The 21,984-nt window shown below is 65.6% G+C and carries 20 protein-coding genes; 10 read left to right on the forward strand and 10 right to left on the reverse strand.

The genetic code is table 11. From position 1 onward, the window contains the following. Positions 1–3 precede the first annotated feature (3 nt). Positions 4–1,023 carry a non-homologous end-joining DNA ligase gene (gene ligD, locus RND64_RS14555; protein WP_049698434.1) on the forward strand — a complete coding sequence of 340 codons (1,020 nt, stop codon included), beginning with the start codon at positions 4–6 and terminating at the stop codon, positions 1,021–1,023. Positions 1,024–1,056: 33 nt separating this feature from the next. Here the strand turns inward: ligD and RND64_RS14560 are convergent, their stop codons facing one another. Together RND64_RS14560 and RND64_RS14565 are read right to left on the reverse strand one after the other, a co-directional pair. Further along, positions 1,057–1,887 carry an NUDIX hydrolase gene (locus RND64_RS14560; protein WP_049698435.1) on the reverse strand — a complete coding sequence of 277 codons (831 nt, stop codon included), beginning with the start codon at positions 1,885–1,887 and terminating at the stop codon, positions 1,057–1,059. Positions 1,888–1,980: 93 nt separating this feature from the next. Then, on the reverse strand, positions 1,981–2,829 hold the full coding sequence (locus tag RND64_RS14565; RefSeq protein WP_049698436.1) for an ABC transporter ATP-binding protein: 849 nt from the start codon (positions 2,827–2,829) through the stop codon (positions 1,981–1,983). A 132-nt stretch (positions 2,830–2,961) separates the two neighbouring features. Here RND64_RS14565 and RND64_RS14570 point away from each other — a divergent pair, with 132 nt between their 5' ends. From RND64_RS14570 to RND64_RS14580, 3 genes are all read left to right on the forward strand, one after another. Further along, positions 2,962–3,960, forward strand: coding sequence for an LLM class flavin-dependent oxidoreductase (locus RND64_RS14570; RefSeq protein ID WP_049698437.1), 999 nt, complete (start codon positions 2,962–2,964; stop codon positions 3,958–3,960). Between the two features lie 99 nt (positions 3,961–4,059). Next, the gene (locus RND64_RS14575) at positions 4,060–4,230 is read left to right on the forward strand and encodes a hypothetical protein (RefSeq protein WP_235434316.1); all 171 of its coding nucleotides are present in this window, start codon (positions 4,060–4,062) and stop codon (positions 4,228–4,230) included. Continuing rightward, entirely contained in the window at positions 4,230–5,033 is an 804-nt protein-coding gene (locus RND64_RS14580) for a metal-dependent hydrolase (RefSeq protein ID WP_235434317.1), read from the forward strand. Before RND64_RS14575 ends, RND64_RS14580 begins: the two co-directional genes overlap by 1 nt. Before the next feature lie 7 nt (positions 5,034–5,040). On the opposite strand, the gene RND64_RS14585 is transcribed toward RND64_RS14580, so the two are convergent. From RND64_RS14585 to ctaD, 4 genes are read right to left on the reverse strand one after another with little or no spacing between them, the layout of a single operon-like run. Next, complete coding sequence (locus RND64_RS14585; protein WP_049698438.1) at positions 5,041–5,505, reverse strand: cupin domain-containing protein; 465 nt, start codon at positions 5,503–5,505, stop codon at positions 5,041–5,043. Beyond that, positions 5,502–6,251, reverse strand: a complete 750-nt coding sequence (locus RND64_RS14590) for a peptidyl-tRNA hydrolase (RefSeq protein WP_049698439.1) — start codon at positions 6,249–6,251, stop codon at positions 5,502–5,504. Before RND64_RS14590 ends, RND64_RS14585 begins: the two co-directional genes overlap by 4 nt. Next, positions 6,248–7,471 carry a phosphoserine phosphatase SerB gene (serB, locus tag RND64_RS14595; protein WP_049698440.1) on the reverse strand — a complete coding sequence of 408 codons (1,224 nt, stop codon included), beginning with the start codon at positions 7,469–7,471 and terminating at the stop codon, positions 6,248–6,250. Before serB ends, RND64_RS14590 begins: the two co-directional genes overlap by 4 nt. Before the next feature lie 22 nt (positions 7,472–7,493). Then, entirely contained in the window at positions 7,494–9,272 is a 1,779-nt protein-coding gene (ctaD, locus tag RND64_RS14600) for an aa3-type cytochrome oxidase subunit I (protein ID WP_049698441.1), read from the reverse strand. Positions 9,273–9,568: 296 nt separating this feature from the next. Here ctaD and RND64_RS14605 point away from each other — a divergent pair, with 296 nt between their 5' ends. The 3 genes from RND64_RS14605 (at position 9,569) to RND64_RS14615 (ending at position 11,938) form a co-directional block, all read left to right on the forward strand. Continuing rightward, a complete protein-coding gene (locus tag RND64_RS14605; RefSeq protein WP_235434318.1) occupies positions 9,569–10,600 on the forward strand; it encodes an ABC transporter substrate-binding protein in 1,032 nt (343 codons plus the stop codon). After that, positions 10,578–11,363, forward strand: a complete 786-nt coding sequence (locus RND64_RS14610; RefSeq protein ID WP_049698443.1) for an isocitrate lyase/PEP mutase family protein — start codon at positions 10,578–10,580, stop codon at positions 11,361–11,363. The genes RND64_RS14605 and RND64_RS14610 overlap by 23 nt, the downstream gene beginning before the upstream one ends. A gap of 86 nt (positions 11,364–11,449) precedes the next feature. Continuing rightward, on the forward strand, positions 11,450–11,938 hold the full coding sequence (locus RND64_RS14615; protein ID WP_049698623.1) for a beta-class carbonic anhydrase: 489 nt from the start codon (positions 11,450–11,452) through the stop codon (positions 11,936–11,938). Positions 11,939–11,945: 7 nt separating this feature from the next. On the opposite strand, the gene RND64_RS14620 is transcribed toward RND64_RS14615, so the two are convergent. Further along, entirely contained in the window at positions 11,946–13,421 is a 1,476-nt protein-coding gene (locus tag RND64_RS14620; RefSeq protein ID WP_235434319.1) for a DUF2252 domain-containing protein, read from the reverse strand. Between the two features lie 209 nt (positions 13,422–13,630). Between RND64_RS14620 and RND64_RS14625 the strand changes: the two genes are divergently transcribed. Beyond that, positions 13,631–16,579, forward strand: a complete 2,949-nt coding sequence (locus tag RND64_RS14625; RefSeq protein WP_049698444.1) for a DEAD/DEAH box helicase — start codon at positions 13,631–13,633, stop codon at positions 16,577–16,579. Positions 16,580–16,634: 55 nt separating this feature from the next. After that, positions 16,635–17,498, forward strand: coding sequence for an SWIM zinc finger family protein (locus RND64_RS14630; RefSeq protein ID WP_049698445.1), 864 nt, complete (start codon positions 16,635–16,637; stop codon positions 17,496–17,498). 25 nt (positions 17,499–17,523) lie between these two features. On the opposite strand, the gene RND64_RS14635 is transcribed toward RND64_RS14630, so the two are convergent. After that, positions 17,524–17,931: a VOC family protein gene (locus tag RND64_RS14635; RefSeq protein ID WP_049698446.1), complete on the reverse strand. Its 408-nt coding sequence runs from the start codon at positions 17,929–17,931 to the stop codon at positions 17,524–17,526. A 75-nt stretch (positions 17,932–18,006) separates the two neighbouring features. Between RND64_RS14635 and RND64_RS14640 the strand changes: the two genes are divergently transcribed. After that, entirely contained in the window at positions 18,007–18,585 is a 579-nt protein-coding gene (locus tag RND64_RS14640) for a TetR/AcrR family transcriptional regulator (protein ID WP_049698447.1), read from the forward strand. Between the two features lie 108 nt (positions 18,586–18,693). Here the strand turns inward: RND64_RS14640 and nrdF are convergent, their stop codons facing one another. Next, positions 18,694–19,695, reverse strand: coding sequence for a class 1b ribonucleoside-diphosphate reductase subunit beta (gene nrdF, locus RND64_RS14645; RefSeq protein ID WP_005206006.1), 1,002 nt, complete (start codon positions 19,693–19,695; stop codon positions 18,694–18,696). 56 nt (positions 19,696–19,751) lie between these two features. Beyond that, entirely contained in the window at positions 19,752–21,962 is a 2,211-nt protein-coding gene (gene nrdE, locus RND64_RS14650) for a class 1b ribonucleoside-diphosphate reductase subunit alpha (protein WP_049698449.1), read from the reverse strand. Between the last annotated feature and the right edge of the window lie 22 nt (positions 21,963–21,984).

A 21,984-nucleotide genomic window follows, 5' to 3' on the forward strand; every position in this document is an offset into this window, starting at 1 on the left:
TGCATGGCACCTTCGCCGTCCTCGAAGTCGTCGGCCGGCGAACCCGTCGAACTGTCCGTTGGTGAGCGCACGATCCGACTCTCTAGTCCAGACCGCATCTACTTCTCCGAACGCGGCGAGACCAAACGCGACCTCGCCGACTACTACACCGCGGTCGGCGACGGCATTGTGCGGGCGCTGCACAACCGGCCGTGCATGTTGCACAGATTTCCCAAGGGGGTCGACGGCAAGAAGGTCCACCAGAAGCGGGTACCCGCGGGCGCTCCCGACTGGCTGAAGACCACCGAGATCTACTTCCCGCGCTTCGGCCGCACCGCCGACGAACTCTGTGTGACCGAACTGGGCAGCGTGATCTGGGCGGTGCAGATGTCGACGGTCGAGTTCCATCCCTGGAACTCACGATGTTCGGATCCGGAGCTGCCCGACGAATGGCGCATCGACCTCGACCCGATGCCGGAGTGCACCTTTGATCGCGTGCAGCGGGTGGCGCACGTCGCGCACGAGGTGCTCGACGAACTGGGTGTGCGCGGTTTTCCCAAAACGTCCGGCGGACGTGGCATGCACATCTACGTGCGAATCGAACCGGAGTGGAGTTTCAACCAATTACGCCGCGCCGCATTGGCTTTCGCGCGCGAGGTCGAGCGTCGAGCACCCGACGAGGTCACCACGACGTGGTGGCGCAAGGACCGCGACCCCGCAGCGCTGTTCGTCGACTACAACCAGAACACGCGTGACCACACCATGGCTGCCGCCTACTCGGTACGCGGCAATCCGCGCGCGACGGTCTCGGCGCCGATCCTGTGGTCGGAGGTCGACGACGTCGCACCCGACGACTTCACCATCGCGACGATGCCTGCGCGCTTCGCCGAACTCGGCGACCTGCACGCGGAGATCGACGACGTCGCCTATCGCATCGATACCCTGCTGGAATGGGCCGACCGAGACGAGGTCGACCGGGGAGAGACCGATCAAGAAGAGACCGGCCCCACCGACGACCCGGACGTCGTCGACCTCGACCGCTGAGACCACGCACGCAGTGGGTTCAGGCGGTAGCTCTCAGAGCGTGATGTCGGGAATCGGTTGATCGGCGAGCGTCGCCATGTACGCGTCGGAACCGGAGAAACTCAAGCCGCTCAACCCATGCCCAGCGCTTACCTCGGGTTCGATCGTCTCGATCGTGCGCTCTGCGGCCAGCAGCTCGTCGACGGTGTCGAACCGCGCGACCTCGGTCAGCTGAGACCAGGTCGGCGGCAGCAGGAAGTGCTTGCCATCGGACCAGGCCACGAGAGCGTCGGCCGCGCCGGCCCACCGCGCGACGTCGGCCTCCGACGTCGCGTCGTCGGCGACCTGCCCCTCGGGCATGGCTGCCAGGAAGAAGCGGGTGTCGTAGCGTCGCTTCTCGTTCTTCGGTGTGATCCAGTGCGCGAGCGGACGCAACAGGTCGGCACGCAGCGTGAGGTCGTGGGCGCGGAGGAACTCGGCAAACGAGATCGTCTTGTCGACCAGCTTGTGGCGTTCGTCGCGCAGCGTCGCCGGGTCGGCGAACGAGCCGTCGGGCCGCGACGCGAGCAGCACACCGCACTCCTCGAAGGTCTCGCGAACCGCCGCGCAGACGAGGGCCTGGGCGAGCTCTTCCGTGGTGCCCAGCTGCTGCGCCCACCAGTCCGCGCCGGGGCCGGTCCACGCGAGATCGGCGTCGGCATCACGGGGGTCGACGCCGCCGCCGGGAAAGACCGTCATCCCACCGGCGAACGCCATCTGCTTGACCCGACGCTGCAGAAAGACCTCGATACCGCCGTCGGCGTCGCGCGCCAGCACGACTGTCGCAGCGTCGCGCAATGGCGCGACGGTCCCCGCATGGTCTGTCGCGGCCTCTGTATCGGTCATGTCGATCTCCTGCTCTGTGCCAACTCCTACGTGGGCCAACTCCTACGTGGGCCACAACCTGTGGTCCGCGTCACCGAATCGACACTATCGCTGCTACCCGACGGCCCGACGGTGGGATCCGGCACGACGCGAACGACGCGCGAAGAAGCGGGAGCCGTCCTTGGTCAGCGTGATCTGCTGACGGAACGTGTCGGAGAGGTTCTTGCTCGTCAGCACATCCCCGAGCAGGCCCTGCGCGACGACGCCGCCTTCGGAGAGCAGCATCGCGTGGGTGAAGCCGGGCGGGATCTCCTCGACGTGGTGCGTGATGAGCACGGTGGCAGGGGCATCGGGGTCCTGCGCGAGGATCGACAGCCGGTCGACGAGCTCCTCCCGACCGCCGAGGTCGAGGCCCGCGGCGGGTTCGTCGAGGAGCAGCAGCTCGGGGTCGGTCATCAACGCGCGGGCGATCAGCACTCGCTTACGCTCGCCCTCCGACAGCGTGCCGAATCTCCGGTCGGCCAGATGCTCGGCGCCCATCGACTCGAGCGATTCGACGGCCTGCGCGCGATCGACGTCGTCATAATCTTCACGCCACCGACCGATCACCGAATAGCCCGCCGAGATCACGACATCACTGACGACCTCGTCGTCGGGAACCCGGTCGGCGAGGCCGGGGCTACTGACGCCGATTCGCGTCGACAACTCGCGAACCTCCACCCGGCCGAGTGGCTCGTTGAGCAGATACGCGGTGCCCGACGACGGGTGCAGTTCGGCGGCGGCCATACGCAGGAGCGACGTCTTGCCCGCACCGTTGGGGCCGATGATCACCCAGCGTTCGTCGAGCTCGACTTGCCAATCGATCGGCCCGACAAGCGTCTTGCCACCGCGCACGAGTGTGACGTCACGAAAATCGACGAGCAGGTCCGGGTCCGAGGATGCAGTGTCACTCACCCGTCCCATCGTGCCCTACCGGGCGGCCTCCCGGATGCTCGGACGCGAGAGAACATGTCGAGGTTTTCCTCGACGTGTTCGCCCACACCGAAACCGCCCACAAAAGGGAATACCTTCGACGCCGTACTCCTTGCCCTTGGTATGTCCGTTGATCTGTCCATCCTCGACCTCGCCCAGGTCGGTCGCAACGAAACCGTCGCCCAATCCCTGGCTGCCTCAACAGAAATGGCCACCAAAGCCGAGCTGTGGGGCTACCGGCGAATCTGGTATGCCGAGCATCACAACATGCGCTCGATCGCGTCGTCGGCACCCGCCGTTCTCATCGCGCACGTCGCCGCACACACCTCGACAATCCGCCTCGGCGCCGGCGGCGTGATGCTCCCCAACCACGCGCCGCTGACGATCGCCGAGCAGTACGGCACCCTTGCCGAACTGCACCCCGGCCGCATCGATCTGGGTCTCGGTCGAGCCCCCGGCAGCGACCAGCAGACCTTCACCGCGCTGCGTCGGGACATGGCATCGGCCGACCGCTTCCCGTCCGACGTCCTCGAACTGCAGGGGTATCTGCGTGGCGAATCGCGCATTCCCGGAGTCGGCGCGACGCCCGGCGCGGGCACCGACGTCCCGCTCTACATCCTCGGTTCGTCGTTATTCGGTGCACAACTCGCCGCCGCGCTCGGACTGCCGTATGCCTTCGCATCGCACTTCGCTCCGCAGGCCCTCACCGAGGCCGTCGCGCTCTACCGTGACCAGTTCCAGCCGTCCGAGGCACTCGCAGAGCCGTACGTGATCGCGGGTGTCTGCGTGATCGCCGACGACGATCCGGATGTCGCGGCAGCGCAGCTCCGCCAGGCCAAGCGCCAGCGAGTGACCGCGCTTCTCGGTCGAGGCGGTCGGCAGTTCACCGACGACGAGGCCGACGCGATCCTGGAGATGCCGCAGGGCAGGCAGATCGATTCGATGCTGACCTACGCGGGCGTCGGCACTCCCGCAGAGGTCCGCGACTACCTCGACTGGTTCGCCGGGCACGCCAACGCCGACGAACTCATCGTCGCGTCGATCGCTCCCGACCGCGACGTGTGGCTGAGCACGCTCGGTCACCTCGCGCCGGCGGTACAGCCCTCCACGCAGCCGGTCTGATCGATCGCGCGTTTCAGGTCATACACATCTTCGCTCTATGTATGATCAACCTCATCACGCCGAGGCCGAGCCCGGCCCGGCGGGCGATGAGGAGTCAGGATGTCCGACCTCAAGGTCCGCAGAGTCAAGTTCGACCTCGCCGGAGACGACATCCCGTTCAACTGGCATCCACAGCGGCCCGCCTTCGCGATGCAGTGCAACGTCGTGTCGTTCTTCGCGCCCGGCTTCGAGAAGCTGATCGTGCGTCGACACGCGAGGCACTGCCGTTGATGCGCGATCCGGAGATGGTCGACGAAGCAACCGACTACGTCAAGCAGGAGGGGCAGCACACTGCTGCGCACCTGGCCCACCTGCGGGCGCTCATCCGACGGTGGCCGGGACTCCGGCACACGATGGACGAGGTCATCGCCTCCTACGACCGGTTACTCGAGACCAAACCACTCGCCTGGCGTCTGGCCTACGCCGCGGTGGTGGAGGCGACCTTCACGCCCTACTTCCGCGTGTTCCTCGATCACGACGACAAACTGTTCGAACCCGGGGATGAGCGCATTTCCTCACTCTTCATCTGGCATTTCGTCGAGGAGATGGAACACCGCAGCTCCGCGTTGCGGGTGTACGACGCCGTCCACGACAGCTATCCCTACCGGCTCAAGACCATCGCAGGTGTGGTCAAGCACTTGAACGAGATGTTGAAGATCGTCGGCGACGGCTTTCGTGAGCACGTGCCCGTCGGTGAAGGCGGCGAATTCGCCGACCTGGTCCCGGCCGGGGTGACCCTGCGGTCGATGGCCGCCGTGTGGCGATTCAACCGGACGCATACGGAATACGACACGACCTACGCCGACGTACCGATGCGCGAGATGATCGAGATGTTCGTCGGACTCGTGCGATCACAGGCGCCCGACCACGATCCGCTCTACGAGCGACTCCCCGACTTCGCGGCCCGCTGGTTCCGACGCTACGACGAGGACCCACGGGCAGCCGCCCGCTGGTATTCGGTCGGCGTCGGTGAGATCGCCAAACGTGTCCCCGACGGCCAGGGCGACGTCGTCGACGTAACGTCGACGGCCTGACCCCTGCTTACTGTCGCGGTTCGAGTAGTGCGAAATCCGCGAAGTCGAAACCCGGCGCGACGACGCAACTGACGAGCGACGCCTCATCTCCGACCGCACGCGCGCGTTGCCAATTCCCAGGCGGGACAAAGGCTTGCGGACGCTGCCCTAATTCGACGTCGGGTCCGACGACCACGGTCTCGACGTCGTTCGGCACGTTCCCGTCACCGCCGAGGTCGAGTTCCACCGGGGCGCCACGATGGAAGAGCCACATCTCCGCACCGCGCACCGTATGCCACGACGACTGCTCGCCCGGCAGCAACACGAAATAGATCGCTGTCGCAGCCACGCGCGTGCCCTCATATCCCAAAGGCAGTGCGCCACCGGGGATCTCGACGCCGCTACGCCAGGTCTCGCGATACCAGCCACCCTCGGGGTGGGGCTGCAGGTCGAGTGCTTGTGCCCACTCGGGTAGCCGCGACGCGTCGCTCATTCGCCGATCACCTCCGCGATCACGGTCACCGACCCGGGCGCGATCTCGGTGAAGCCGGCGTCACGCACCGCAACTGCTCGCTGCTGAGCGTCGGCGGCGAGCAGATCCTTCCACCGATCTCGATCGGCGAGGCACACCGACAGCGGACATCCCGCGTCGCGCCATTGACGCGCCGCCTGCTCGTCGAGGAGCTTCACGGCGAGCATCGACCCGTGGCCGACCTGCGCCGCCAGTTTGCCGACGGTCATCTCGAGATCGGGATTCACCCAGAGGCATACGCCTGCCCCACCGGGCGTCGATGGCAACGCCCCGTCGACGTCGGTGCCGCCGATCTGCAGGCGAGAGATGCGTCGGTCGACGTCGCCGACCCGTCCGGGAACGAACGCGCGCGCATGGGCATCACCCTCACTCGCCGTGACGCCCCACACCTCTTGTGCCGCAAGCCAATGCGCGCCTCGGGCACGGCGCGCGATCTTACGGATGCGCGCATCGCACCACGCCGTCATCGGCTCCGACCACGGACCGTCGGCGCCCGATCGGTCGTCAAGGCAGAGCAAGGCGACAGACCGCGCTGCCGCCGTGAGCAACTCGGTGCGGTCGGGCGGGTCGGACTTCTCGATCCGCAACACCATCTGCATCGCGAGCACGTCGGCGGGATTATCGGGATCGTCGGCGCCGCCCACATAGTCGACAAGACGTCGATAGGCGTCGTCGAAGGGATCGACGACGGACTCCGTAGACGTCATGGCAGCGGGACGCGCCGCAAGACTCCGTCCGCGGCGTCTGCGGCCTCGATTTCGTCGCGGGTCACGCCGAGGATGAACAGCACCGCGTCGAGGAACGGGTGGTTCAACGCGGCGTCGGCGACCTCGCGTAGCGCGGGCTTGGCATTGAAAGCGATTCCGAGGCCCGCGACCGAGAGCATGTCGATGTCGTTGGCTCCGTCGCCGACGGCGATCGTCTGTTCCATCGGCACGCCGACCTGGTCGGCGAATGCCCGCAACGCGCGTGCTTTGCCGGGGCGATCGATGATCTCGCCGATCACCCGACCTGTCAGCCGGCCATCGACGACTTCGAGGGTGTTGGCACGGACGAAGTCGAGTTCGAGGTCGTGCGCGAGGCCGTCGATCACCTGACGGAACCCGCCGGACACCACACCGCAGCGATATCCGAGGCGGTGCAGCGTACGGATCGTGGTGCGCGCACCGGGTGTCAGTTGCAGCGAACCCGCCACCTCGTCGAGAACGCGCGCATCAAGGCCCTCGAGTGCCGCGACGCGTTCCCGTAGCGATTCCGCGAAGTCGAGTTCACCGCGCATCGCAGCCTCGGTCACCGCGGCGACCTCGGCCTCGCGACCCGCATGTGCGGCGAGCATCTCGATGACCTCGCCCTGGATGAGCGTCGAGTCGACATCGAAGACGACAAGCCGCTTGGCGCGTCGTGCGAGTCCGCCTCGCTCGATCGCGATGTCGACACCGTGCTTGGCCGCAACGCCCGCCAAACCCTTGCGAAGGTCGGCGTCGGCAGCGACGCTGTTGCGCCCGCCGACGCTGACCATCAATTCGAGGCCGGTCACCGGATAGTCGGCAACACCCCGGATCGAATCGATGTTGCCGCCCTGGCCTGCGAGTTCGGCCGCGACCGCTCGGAAGGCTCTGGCGGTCACCGGACTTCCGAGCAAGACCACCGCGTGAGTCGACGGACGGTGCCCGGCCGGCGTGCCGCCGACCTCGACGATCACATCCATGCCGATCGAGCCCATCGCCTGCTCGACGACGTCCTGAACCTCTTCGGGGTCGGTGTCGACCGAGACCATGACCCCGAGCGTCAGGCGGTCGTTGATGACCACCTGCTCGACATCGAGCAGACTCACCTGCTGCGCCGCGAGCGCTCCCATGAGGACCGAGGTGACGCCCGGCTTGTCCGGGCCGGTGACCGTGATCAGGATCGGTGTGGATTGCTCCATCGAGGCGTTGTGAGGAACGTGATCAGCGATCGCGGTCGCCGGATGCCTCGTGGCTGCCGGTGGTCAGCGGATCGCGACGAACGTCCTCGGCCACCCTGCTCTCATGCCCGTGGCCACCACCGACGTGCGCTTCTTCACGCATTCGGTCGACCATGTGCGGGTAGTGCAGTTCGAACGCGGGACGCTCCGAACGGATGCGGGGAAGCTCGGTGAAGTTGTGGCGCGGCGGCGGGCAGCTGGTCGCCCACTCGAGCGAGTTGCCGAAGCCCCACGGATCGTCGACGGTCACGACCTCGCCGTAGCGGTAGCTCTTGAAGACGTTCCACAGGAACGGCAGCGTCGACAGGCCGAGGATGAACGCACCGATGGTCGAGATCTCGTTCAGGCGGGTGAATCCGTCGGACGGGAGGTAGTCGGCGTAACGGCGCGGCATGCCCTCGTTACCCAGCCAGTGCTGGACCAGGAAGGTGGTGTGGAAACCGATGAAGGTCAGCCAGAAGTGCCACTTGCCCAGTCGCTCGTCGAGCATGCGTCCGGTCATCTTGGGGAACCAGAAGTAGATACCCGCGTAGGTGGCGAACACGATCGTGCCGAACAACACGTAGTGGAAGTGCGCGACGACGAAGTAGCTGTCGGAGAGGTGGAAGTCCAGCGGCGGGCTGGCCAGCAGAACGCCGGTGAGGCCACCGAAGAGGAACGTCACGATGAAGCCGACGGAGAAGAGCATCGGCGTCTCGAACGTGATGTTTCCCTTCCACATCGTGCCTATCCAGTTGAAGAACTTCACACCGGTCGGCACTGCGATCAGGAACGTCATGAAGGAGAAGAACGGCAGGAGAACCGCGCCCGTGACGTACATGTGGTGCGCCCACACGGCCACCGACAGTGCAGCGATCGCGAGCGTTGCGTACACCAGACCGGAGTAACCGAAGATCGGCTTCCGGCTGAAGACAGGGAACACCTCCGACACGATGCCGAAGAACGGCAGCGCGATGACGTACACCTCGGGGTGTCCGAAGAACCAGAAGAGGTGCTGCCAGAGGATCACACCACCGTTGGCCGGGTCGTAGAGGTGCGCGCCGAACTGTCGATCGACCTCGAGGCCGAGCAGCGCGGCGGTCAGCAGCGGGAAGATCAGCAGGATCAGGACGCTGGTCACCAGGATGTTCCAGGTGAAGATCGGCATGCGGAACATCGTCATGCCGGGTGCGCGGAGACAGACGACGGTCGTGACCATGTTGACCGCGCCGAGGATGGTGCCCAGACCCGACACACCGAGACCCATGATCCACAGGTCGGCGCCGACGCCGGGCGAGTGCACCGCGTCGGTCAGCGGCGTGTAGGCGGTCCAGCCGAAGTCGGCAGCGCCGCCCGGGGTCAGGAAGCCGCCGATGGCGATCGTCGAACCGAACACGAACAGCCAGAAGCCGAAGGCGTTCAGACGCGGGAACGCCACGTCGGGCGATCCGATCTGCAGCGGGAGAACGAAGTTGGCGAAGCCGATCACGATGGGCGTCGCGTACATCAGAAGCATCACGGTGCCGTGCATCGTGAAGAGCTGGTTGAACTGCTCCGTCGACAGGAACTGCATGCCCGGACGGGCGAGCTCGGCGCGCATGAGCAGCGCCATCAAGCCGCCGATCAGGAAGAACGCGAAGCAGGCGGTGATGTACATCATGCCGATCAACTTGTGATCGGTCGTGGTGATCAGCTTGTAGATGAAAGAACCCTTGGGCTGATAGCGCGCAGGGTACGGGCGCGCTGGCACAACCTGGGTTGTGGGCTGGTCTACCGCGGTCACAGATCCTCCTCTAACCGACCGTGAGCTCGGGACGGCAACGAACGAAAAACTACCGCTGGCAATCACACACCGAGCGCTGGTTACCGATCGTAGCCCCTTCACCCCGGCTGGGCCGAGTGGGTCCTACGATCTGTCGTACAAATTCTCCAGAGCACCCCAAAAGAGCATGTCAGTGACCATATTCGGGCGCCGACACGACGTGTCGCACGGCTGATTCCACACCCTGCACCGACGTCGCGCGAACCCGCACGGTCTGCCACGAAAGACGGCTGCGCGGCGGTGCTAGGTTGATCTGCGTGTCAGGCGGTAAGCAGAGTGCGGTCGGTCGAGGTCGTACGCGCAAGGTCAGCGTCACTCTCGGCGCCTTCGTCGTGGCGGGTGCGCTCGCGGTGGGGTTGTCGGGTTGCTCCGACGACAACACGGCCTTGACCACGCCCGACGGCAAGACCATCAGCACCTCGACGACGCGCATCGCCGACGTCAACGTGGTCTCACCCGACCGCGATTACAGCAAGACGTGCCTTGCTCCGACGGCGTCGGACGACCCGCAGGCCGACGTCAACCGGATCGTCGTCACCGATCCCTCGCTCCTCGACGCGATCTGCGCACTGGGCATCGGCTCCAAGGTCGTCGCGGTGACCTCCGCACCCAACAGCGTTCCCGCCTACCTCGGCCCACAGCTGACATCGGTACCCACGATCGGCACCTCGCCCGACGCCGCGACCGTCGGCACAGCCGCACCCGACGTCGTACTGACGACACCAGACACGGCTGCGTCCGCCAAGGCATTCGGGTCCACCAGGGTGGCCACCATCGAGCCCGGCGACTGGCGCGCACAGTTCACCGAGGTCGCAGACGCACTCGGCAGGGCGTCGCAGGGACCGCGGCTGCTCGACGAATTCGACACGGAAGCCCGCAAGACCGGCAAGCGTATGGATGCCGCCCACTCCCGGGTGTCTCTGGTCCGGTTCGGCAACAACTCGGAAGTGATCGCGGGAACCGACAGCTTCGCAGGCCAGATCCTCTCTACCGTGGGGGTGCAGCGGCCGGCGTCGCAACGCACTGCAGGCACCACCGTCCTCACCGACAAGAACTTCAAGGACGCCGACGCCGATCTCATCTACGTTTCCTTCGAGGGTTCGGCGGGTCTCGCACACGGCAAAGAGGTCTTGCTCAGCGACCGCTGGCTGGACATGGGTGCGCCGACCTGGAAGCGGGTCCTCATCGTCGACGACGACGTGTGGTACCGCAGTTCAGGCCTTGCCGCCGCGTGGCTCGTGCTGAACGACGTGAAAGGTTCACTCAATGGCAACTCCGGAAGCTACTGACTCCTCACCCGACGCTCTGACCGCCAAGGCACAGGCGCTGCTCGCACTGCACCAGCCCGGTAACCCCGTCGTGCTGCCGACGGTCTGGGATGCATGGTCGGCACAGATCGCCACCAACGCCGAGTTCTCCGGCCTGACCGTCGGCAGTCATCCCGTCGCCGACTCGATCGGCAAGTCCGACAACGAGGGAATGACGTTCGACGACCTCCTCACCCGTGTCCGGCAGATCACCGCCTCCACTGATCTTCCGGTGTCGGTCGACGTCGAATCGGGGTACGGCGAAAGCGCGTCCCGGCTCATCGACGGATTGCTCTCGGTGGGCGCCGTCGGGCTCAACATCGAGGACACCGTGCATTCCGAGGGCAGGCGTCTGCGCAGCGCCTCCGAGCATGCCGCGCTCATCGGCGAGTTGCGGGCCGCCTCCGACGCCGCGGGAGTTCCCGTCGTGATCAACGCCCGCACCGACCTGTTCATCCGCGCCGACGGCGACGAGTCCGACCGCGTCGAACGCGCGGTGGCACGCCTGCGGTTGTGCGCGGACGCGGGCGCGAGCTGCCTCTATCCCGTCGGCCGCCACACCGACGACGTCTACCGCACGCTCACCGCCGAACTGCCGCTTCCGGTCAACGCGATCGGTAACCCTGCGGCCGATTCCGGACGAGCGCACTACGCCGAGCTCGGCGTCGGCCGCATCAGTTTCGGACCGTTCTGGCAGGCCAACCTCGCCGAACGTGCCGCCGAGCTGTTGACCGCGTGGCACTGAGCGCGTCTCTCGCATTCGCGCCCGAGATCGACCCAGACTGATCGCAACTGTTCCCGCCGGTGCGTGGCGTCGGCAAGGCTCGTCGCATGACTGTCACCGACGAGTACCTGGCCAACAACGACGCCTACGCCGCCACGTTCACCGGCCCGTTGCCCCTGCCGCCGAGCAAGCACGTCGCCATCGTCGCGTGCATGGACGCACGCCTCGACGTCTACCGCGCGCTCGGCATCAACGAGGGTGAGGCACACGTCATCCGCAACGCCGGAGGCGTCGTCACCGACGACGAGATCCGTTCGCTCGCCATCAGCCAGCGGCTGCTCGGGACAACGGAGATCATCCTCATCCACCACACCGACTGCGGCATGCTGACGTTCACCGACGACGAGTTCAAACGCGAGATCCAGACCGAAATCGGTCAGAAGCCCGAGTGGGCGGCCGAGGCGTTTCCCGACGTCGAAGAGGACGTCCGACAGTCGCTCACACGCATCCGGAACAGCCCGTTCATCACCAAGACCAGTTCGCTGAGGGGATTCGTCTTCGACGTCGCGACCGGGCGGCTCGCAGAAGTGGACTGACGGCCACTCACGGCCAGCCGGGCGCCGACTCGACGGTCCCGTCGTCTATCGCGGCGACCAGTTGGGCGTGGTCTCTCTCGGTCTGGTCGGCGTATGCCTGTGCGAAAGCGACCACGGATTCCTGGGTCTTGTCCGACTTGCCGAAGTACTCGTTGATCGCCCTCGCGTCACCACTGCGCGCGTGGGCACGGGCGAGAACATGGCCGCACGCAGTGGCGAAGGTCGCGAGCCGTGGCGCAACCGATTTGCCGTCGGGAATGACCTTTCCGTCACGGAACTGCCTGATGTAGAAATCCCAGTCGCGGATCGTGGACCATCCGAGAAAACTGTCCGACGCACTCTGGATCAGTCGCTGCCCGTTGACCACTCGCTGTCCGTGATTCGGGTACACGCTGGGCCCGAGGAACTTCTCGTACACCGACGGCGCGGCCTGTTTGATCTGGAAGAACAGCGGGTCGCCGGTCTGGTGCTCCTCGTTGAGGGTGAGATAGACACGCATCCCGACGCTGCCGACGCCCACCACCTGCTGCACGACGTCGACGAGATCGAAGCGACGCAGCAACGCCGCGATGTTCTCCCGGATGGAGCCGTAGTAGCCCAGCAGGACGTCGTTGAGTACATCGTCGAACTGCTCCAGCTCGTGCGTACGGTACGGCGGGTCCTCGGTGATGGTCCGTCTGCCGTCGACGAGGTGGGTGAACTTCTTCGACGCTCCCCTGTTGCTCCGCTTCGCGGCGCGTTTGGTGAGGTACTTGTCCAACTGGGCGCCCTCATCCGGAGCCAGGTACCCCACCAGGTCGTCCGCGGAGACCTTTGCCGACCACACGTCGAGGATCGGCCAAGTCGCGTAGGTGGCGATCGAGTCGCGGTAGCCGGTGAATCCTGCGCGAACCGCCTTGACCGCCGTCTTCTCGTCGATGCCGTTGTCCCGGGCGAGGACGACGAGGCTCGCGACAAAGCGCAGCAGGTCCCATTCGAACGGCCCCGGCAGCGTCTCGTCGAAGTCACGGAGGTCAAAGGCGAGTGTCCGCTCGGGCGTGTTCCACATCCCGAAATTCAGCACATGAGCGTCGCCGCACATCTGCACGTGGATGCCGGTGTTCGGCCGCGATGCGAGGTCGGCCGCCATGACGGCCGCGGCTCCCCGGTAATAGGTCCACGGCGACGCCGCCATCCGGCCGTGCCGGATGGGGAGCAAGCGTTGATCGCGAATCTCGTTCTGCGACAGGATGGTGTGCAACGCGTCGTGGCCGCGTGTTGACGGGTCCCACTCTCCCAGCGACGTCCTCGGCACCTTCTTGCGTGCCGCCTTGCCCACCGAGCCTTCCGTAATGGCGTACTCGGTCGGTCCGGCCGCCAGCGCCGCGGACTGTGTTACCAGCTCGCCGTCATTGGTGGGTTGGGACGGGAAGTGTGGCGAGTCGGACCCGGGCGATCCGGACTCCTGGGTGGAAGCGTCGGCTGCGTCCGTCGGAGAGGTCATGCAACCAGTGTGGCGCGTGAGGCGGCACCGCGCGCAGCTTCCACCACTCTCGACCACGACGTGTCGTGGTCGGCCGCTAATCTCGAACCATGTCCGCCATTCCCGATGGGTACTCCGACCTGCCCGAAAACCCCCGCCGTCTCGTACACCCCGCCTTCTCGACCACCCTGGCGCGTCTCGACCACGCGTGCGCATCATGCTGAATTTGAATGTCCATCACGGCGACACGACGTAGCGCGCCACAGGCGCCCGGCTGGCACACACTCTGGCGGCCGGGTATCGGCATGGCCATCTGGCTCGATACCGACGCGGAGCTGCCAGAAGAGCTCGCACAACTGTTGGCGGGCAAGCGTTTTCGACGCGACATCGGGATGATCGCGGCGACCGGACGCCGTGAGTTCGTCGCCGCGATCACACTGGGAACGTCATCGGCGGTCGCTGCGCTCGACGCATCCCGCTCGACGCCCGTGGCGGGCGACGTCCGCTGGTACCGGATGATGCTCGACGGCGTGCGCCGGTTCGTCGCCGCAGGCTCGGTCGCCCCCGTCGTCACTGATCTGGGTGGCGAGACCGTCGTCCGCTGGACGCCCATTCCCACTGCGGCGTGGCGCAGTTGGATGACGGTGATCACCGCCGGCGCGCCGGATGCCCTCACCCACAACGGCGGGGCGGAGGCGCTCGCCGACTTCGCGAGCGAACTGGTCGACCACGCATGCCGCGCACGTCTCGCCGACTCGGCAGCACGGCTGGGCCCCGCGCGGCCGTCGACGCCGGTGCTCGCAGCGCTGGTCGACGACGCCGCGGCACCCGACGCCGCCCGCAGACCCGCCGCGCACACAGCGTGGAACCAGTGGGCGGGCAGCGCACCCCAGGACGAGTCGCTGCTGGTGTTCCGGCTGTTCGAACCCGCGGACCTGCCCGATCCAGACGACACCTTCGGCGCATGGGACGACGAACCCCCTCCCGATCCGCGCTGGCGACTCCAGGTGTGCCGCCGCGCACCCGACGGCCACACCGAACCCGTTGCGCCACACCGCCTCGACGCACACGAGCTCGACCAGGTGACCACCGAACTCGCGTCTGCTGTACGCGCGTTCGGCGAACTCGCGAAGGCCGATCCCGACCGCAACACCCTCGACTTCCTGCTGCCGACAGACAGCGTCGAACATCTGCTGGCGTCAGGCACCGCGCTGCTCGCCGATGCGGGTTTTCCCGTGCTCCTGCCCCGCACGATCGCCGACGTACGGCCCTCCCTCGGAGTACGCGCGGCACCGGTGTCAGGCGGCGGCGCACCCGCACGCATGGTGGGGCTACGCGAGATGCGCGAGTTCGAATGGCGCCTCGCTCTGGGCGACGGTCCGGACGCGATCACGCTCACCGATACCGATCTCGACGAATTGTCCAGGCAGAAGGGCGATCTCGTTCGAGTGCGCGGCGTATGGATGCGCGCGGAAGGTGCGGCGTTGACGCGTGCCGCCACCTTCATCCGTACCCAACGGGCGCTACGCGCGTCCGGCGAGCCCGCCGACATGGGAGAGCTGTTCGGACTCGTGACGGGCACCGCGGACACGCTCCCCGTCCCGGTCGGTTCCGTCCGCGGCCTCGGCTGGCTCGACGACGTCGCCGCCGGCTCGATGCTGCGAGCCCAACCGGTCCCCGCGCCACGGGAACTACGAGCTGTTCTCCGCCCCTATCAGCAGCGCGGACTCGAGTGGTTGGCCCACCTGAGCGACCTGGGCATCGGAGGCGTACTCGCCGACGACATGGGACTCGGCAAGACCGTCCAGGTCATCGCCCTGCTGTGTGCCGAACGCGACGGCGCGCCGACCGACCACACCCCGACGCTCGTCGTGTGCCCGATGTCGTTGGTGGGCAACTGGTCTCGCGAGTTGAACCACTTCGCACCGAGCCTGCGGGTCCACGTCCACCACGGCGCCGATCGTGCCCGCAGCGCCACCTTCGCGTCGACGATCGCCGACGTCGAGGTGGTGATCACCACCTTCGCGATCGCCACCAGGGATCGTGATCTGTTGGCCGCGCAGCAGTGGCGACGCGTCGTGGTCGACGAAGCGCAGCATGTGAAGAACGTCAGAACAGCCGCGGCGAAAGCGTTGCGTGCCATCCCCGCCCGTCACCGACTCGCACTGACCGGCACACCGGTCGAGAACCGTCTCGAGGACCTGCGCGCGGTGATCGACCTCGTCAACCCCGGCCTACTCGGTTCGGCGTCGACGTTCCGGGCGCGGTTCGCCGAACCCATCGAACGCGACCGGGATCCCGATGCACTCCGACGACTCAACCGCGCCACCAGACCGTTCATCCTGCGCAGGGAGAAGACCGACCCCTCGATCATCAGCGACCTCCCGGAGAAGACCGAGATCACCGTGCGCGCGAACCTCACCGTCGAACAGGCTGCGCTCTACCGCGCGATCATCGACGACCTCATGGTCGCGCTACGCGACAAGCAGCAGCGTGCCATGCGCAGGCGGACCGTCCTCGCCGCGCTGACGCGTCTCAAGCAGGTGTGCAATCATCCGGCACACTATCTCGGCGACGGTTCACCCATGATGCGGCGAGACCGCCATCGCTCGGGGAAGCTCGAACTGCTCGGCGACATCGCGACCACGCTCGTCGCCGACGGCGACAAAGCGCTCGTCTTCACCCAGTTCGCGGCGTTCGGAGAGATGCTGGCGGCGTGGTTGTCCGAGCAGCTCGAGACTCCGATTCCGTTGTTACACGGGGGTATCGGCCGCGCTGATCGCGACCGGATGGTCGCGCAGTTCCAAGGCGACTCACGGGGTTCCACACAGGAATCGGCGGCCGACTCTCCCCCGATCCTCGTCGCCACGCTGAAGGCGGGCGGCACCGGATTGAACCTCACCGCCGCTACCCACGTCGTGCATGTCGACCGCTGGTGGAACCCCGCTGTGGAGGATCAGGCAACCGATCGCGCCTACCGCATCGGCCAGCACCAACGCGTCCACGTTCGACGATTCGTCTGCGTCGGCACCCTGGAGGAACGCATCGACGACATGGTCGCGAAGAAACGCGAGCTTTCGCGACTGACGGTGTCGGCGGGCGAGAACTGGATCGGCGACCTCGGCGACGATGAACTGTTCGACCTCTTCCGCCTCCGCGACGAGGCGGTCAGCGAATGAGACACCTCATCTCCACACACGACATCTCCACACACGACCGGTTGAGGCAGACGCGATGAGGCGCGGGACGGTGCCGGTCCGCGGTTACGCGGTGACCCGCTGGTCGCGCGCCTTCGTCGACGTTGTCGAGGGCCGCACCGACATCGCCGACGCCACCGGGACGCAGCGCTCCGGCTCGGTTACCGAGTCAGCGGACAGCCGACGAATCAGCAAGGCGCGACGATACTTTCGCGACCGCCACGTGCATCGCCTTTCCATCCGCCCCGGCCAGGTGACCGCGTCGGTCGAGGGCAGCCAACTCGACCCGTTCGACGTGATCCTCTCGATGCGTACGGTCGACGTCGACACCGTCGCCACACTGCTCCGCAGCCGTGCGGGTGTCGCAGAGGTGATGTCGGTGGCGCGTGGCGAACAACCGCCGATCGTCGGAGAGTTGCTCGGGCCGACGGAGTCAGCCGACGTCGCCTCGCAGTGCAGCTGTCCCGACGAGGCGGTCCGGTGCATTCACGTGCTGGCCGTCGCCTACGAGGTTGCCGCGGAGATCGACCGCTCCCCGCTCGCCCTGTTCACGGTCATGGGCACCGACCTACCGTCCCTGCTCGACGCCCTCGGCAACAACAGCGACACGGATTCCGACGAGTCTGCCGCCCAGGGCACGTCAGGCGTCGGAGATGAAAGCGACGGCGATGGGAGCGACGGCGATCCGAGCACCGAGCACGAGACCCTCAGCGCCGTCGACTTCTTCGGGACGCATGCGCCGCTGCCGCCGCTACCTCGGCCGACACGCAGCAACCCGCTCACCGACCTCGACGGCACGGCGTTGCGCGCGGCCTTACGGGCGTCAGGGGTAGCTCCCGGCGATATCGCCGAAGCCGTCGACGAACTCGGCGATCTCTACGACCGGCTCGTGCAGGAGTAGCCGCTGTTCGGCCGGCCGCGGGCATTCATGCCTGGACGTAGGCGTCCGCGTACTCCTCGCTGGGGGCAACGGGCTCGATGATGTCGAGCAGGACGCCGTCGGGTGCGGCAATGATGAAGTGTCGCTGACCGAAGTCCTCGTCGCGAAGAGGCAACACCACATTCACCCCCGCCGAGCCGGCCAGCCGATTGTGGACGCCGTCGACGTCGCCGACTTCGAGGTTCACGATCACTCCTCGCGGAAGCTCACCGTATCCGCTCGGAACCGTCGGGTGATCGTGAGCAAGGATCGCCAGTTCGTAGTCGCCCAGGCGCAGGCTGACATACCAATCGGATTCGAAGGTCGTCTCGAAGCCGATGAGGTCGCGGTAGAACGACGCCGCGGCCTCGACATCGCGCGACATGAGGACAGGATACAGGCTGGTGACGGCCATTGAGCACTCCTATACATACAATGTGAATGTAACGAGATCAGCTTACATACTGTCTGTACGTAAAGGAAGAGTGTCATGCCCCGTGCCTCTGCGGCCGCCGCTGCTCAGACGGCCCAACGCATCCTCGACTCAGCGACTGAACTGTTCGCCACCCGAGGCTTCAGCGAGGTGTCCCTCGACGACGTCGCCCGCGAAGCCCGGGTTACGCGAGGAGCGGTCTACCACCACTATCGAAACAAGGCCGGATTGTTCGGCGCGGTTGCCGCTGCGCTCCAGTCCGACGTCGCACGGGCTGTCGTCGCGGCGGCGCAGGATGCGGGCACGCAGCCGAGCGAGCAGCTCCGGGCAGGATCACACGCGTTCCTCGATGCGATCACGGACGGTTCCGCCGGACGCATCCTGCTCATCGATGCCCCGGCGGTGATCGGCTGGAAGGAATGGCGTCGACTCGACGCAGCGAACTCGGCAACACACCTGCGCGAAGCGCTACGTGACGTCGGAGTCGCCGAAGATCTTCTCGACGCATCCACCGCACAACTCTCAGGTGCGATGAACGAAGCGGCTCTGTGGACGGCGCAGCACACCGACACCGACCTGGCACGCGAGCGGTCCCATCTGGCGCTGGACAGACTGCTCGCCGCCTACCTGCCCTGAGGCCATTGCAACCCCGCAGCGCACGCCACGAAAAGAGGCCCGGATCTGCAGAAACTGCAGATCCGGGCCTCTCGCCGGTCTTTGTGGACCGTCAGCCAGATCAGGGTGTCAGAAGTCCCAGTCCTCGTCCTCGGTGTTGACCGCCTTGCCGATGACATACGAGCTACCCGACCCGGAGAAGAAGTCGTGGTTCTCGTCAGCGTTGGGCGACAGCGCCGACAGGATCGCGGGGTTCACGTCGATGTCGTCGCGCGGGAACATCGCCTCGTAGCCGAGATTCATCAACGCCTTGTTCGCGTTGTAGCGGAGGAACTTCTTGACGTCCTCGGTGAGCCCGACCTCGTCGTAAAGCGCTTCGGTGTAATCGGATTCGTTGTCGTACAGGTCGAACAACAACTCGAAGGTGTAGTCCTTGAGCTCCTGTCGACGCTCGGGGGTCTGCGTCTCCAACCCGCGCTGGTACTTGTACCCGATGTAGTAACCGTGCACGGCCTCGTCGCGGATGATCAGCCGAATGAGGTCGGCGGTGTTAGTGAGCTTGGCCCGACTCGACCAGTACATCGGGAGGTAGAAACCGGAGTAGAAGAGGAACGACTCGAGCAGCGTCGAGGCGACCTTGCGCTTGAGCGGATCGTCGCCACGGTAGTAGTCCATGACGATCTGCGCCTTGCGCTGGAGTTGCTCGTTCTCCTCCGACCACCGGAACGCCTCGTCGATCTCCTTGGTGGAGCACAGCGTGGAGAAGATGGAGCTATAGCTCTTCGCGTGCACCGACTCCATGAACGCGATGTTGGTCAGCACCGCCTCCTCGTGCGGCGTGGTCGCGTCTGGGATCAGCGACACAGCACCGACGGTGCCCTGGATGGTGTCGAGCAGCGTGAGGCCTGTGAACACGCGCATCGTGAGTTGTTTCTCGTACTCCGTCAACGTGTTCCACGACGGGATGTCGTTGGAGACAGGAACCTTCTCGGGCAACCAGAAGTTACCGGTCAGGCGATCCCACACCTCCGCGTCCTTCTCGTCGGGCACCCGGTTCCAGTTGATGGCCGAGACCCGGCTCACCAGCTTGATGGGTGCGCCGTCTGCGGGACTGTGCGTGCCTGCGGTCATGATGGTCGCCTCCTGCGGCGGGGTTAAGGGTTGTGGAGGTGTGCGGGGTGTGGTGGTTACAGCATGCAGCTGACGCAGCCCTCTACTTCGGTACCCTCCAACGCGATCTGACGCAGACGGATGTAGTAGAGCGTCTTGATCCCCTTGCGCCAGGCGTAGATCTGCGCCTTGTTGACGTCGCGGGTGGAGGCGGTGTCCTTGAAGAACAGCGTCAGACTCAACCCCTGGTCGACGTGCTGTGTGGCGGCGGCGTAGGTGTCGATGATCTTCTCGTAGCCGATCTCGTACGCATCCTGGTAGTAGTCCAGGTTGTCGTTCGTCATGTACGGCGCCGGGTAGTAGACGCGGCCGATCTTGCCTTCCTTACGGATCTCGATCTTCGCCGCGACCGGGTGGATCGAACTCGTCGAGTGGTTGATGTAGCTGATCGAGCCGGTCGGGGGCACCGCCTGCAGGTTCTGGTTGTAGATACCGTCGCGCGCCACCGCGGCCTTCAGCTCACGCCAATCGTCCTGCGTCGGGATGTCGATCTCGGCCTCGGCGAACAGCTCCCGCACACGGTCGGTCGCGGGCACCCACGCCTGATCGGTGTACTTGTCGAAGAACTCGCCGCTGGCATACGTGGACTTCTCGAAGCCTGCGAACGACCTACCACGTTCGCGCGCAATCGCATTCGACGCCCGCAGTGCGTGGAACAGCACCGTGTAGAAGTACATGTTCGTGAAGTCGATGCCCTCGTCGCTACCGTAGTAGATGCGTTCGCGGGCAAGGTAACCGTGCAGGTTCATCTGGCCGAGGCCGATGGCATGCGAATCGTTGTTGCCCTTCTCGATCGAGGGCACGGAGGTGATCGCCGTCTGGTCGCTCACCGCGGTCAAGCCGCGGATGGCCGTGTCGATCGTCTGCCCGATATCGGGAGAATCCATGGTCTTGGCGATGTTGAGTGAACCGAGGTTGCACGAGATGTCTTTGCCCACATGGGAATACGAGAGATCATCGTTGTAGGTCGACGGAGTCGAGACCTGCAGGATCTCCGAGCACAGGTTGGAGTGGGTGATCTTTCCGTCGATCGGGTTCGCCCGGTTCACCGTGTCCTCGAACATGATGTAGGGGTAACCCGACTCGAACTGCAGCTCGGCGAGGGTCTGGAAGAACTCACGCGCCTTGATCTTGGTCTTGCGAATCCGACGGTCCTCGACCATCTCGTGGTACTTGTCCGTCACGTTGATGTCGGCGAACGGCACGCCGTAGACGCGCTCGACGTCGTACGGGCTGAACAGGTACATGTCGTCGTTGTTCTTGGCGAGTTGGAAGGTGATGTCGGGGATGACCACACCGAGGCTCAGCGTCTTGATGCGGATCTTCTCGTCGGCGTTCTCGCGCTTGGTGTCGAGGAAGCGGTAGATGTCGGGGTGGTGGGCGTGCAGGTACACCGCGCCCGCACCCTGCCGTGCGCCGAGCTGATTGGCGTACGAGAACGAATCCTCGAGCAGCTTCATGATCGGGATGACACCCGAGCTCTGGTTCTCGATCTTCTTGATCGGCGCGCCGTGCTCACGGATGTTGCTGAGCAGCAGCGCGACGCCACCGCCACGCTTGGACAGTTGCAGCGCCGAATTGATCGCTCGCCCAATGGATTCCATGTTGTCTTCGATGCGAAGCAGGAAGCAACTCACCGGCTCGCCGCGCTGCTTCTTGCCCGAGTTGAGGAACGTGGGTGTCGCAGGCTGGAATCGGCCCTCGATGATCTCGTCGACCAGCGCACGCGCCAGCGACGTGTCGCCGTCGGCGAGCGTCAGCGCGACCATGCACACGCGATCCTCGAAGCGCTCGAGGTAGCGCTTTCCGTCGAAGGTCTTGAGCGTGTAACTGGTGTAGTACTTGAACGCCCCGAGGAACGTGGGGAAACGGAACTTCTTGCCGTAGGCGTGACCGAAGAGCAGCTTCACGAACTCGCGGTCGTACTTGGCGAGCACCTCTGGCTCGTAGTAGTTCTCCTCGAGGAGGTAGTCGAGCTTCTCGTCGAGATCGTGGAAGAACACCGTGTTCTGGTTGACGTGCTGCAGGAAGTACTGATGCGCAGCCTCGCGGTCTTTCTCGAACTGGATCTTCCCGTCGATGTCGTACAGGTTCAACATCGCGTTGAGCGCGTGGTAGTCGAGCTCGCCCGGGTCGTGATCGGCCGGGCCGGCGTGTACGCCCGACACACTCGCCGACGTAGTGGTGTCCGGGACTGTGGATTCCGAGACGGATGCGGTAGGCGACACGAAGAGACTCCTCGGAGATGGG

The organism is Gordonia sp. w5E2 (genome assembly GCF_036540975.1).
GTDB lineage: Bacteria > Actinomycetota > Actinomycetes > Mycobacteriales > Mycobacteriaceae > Gordonia > Gordonia jacobaea.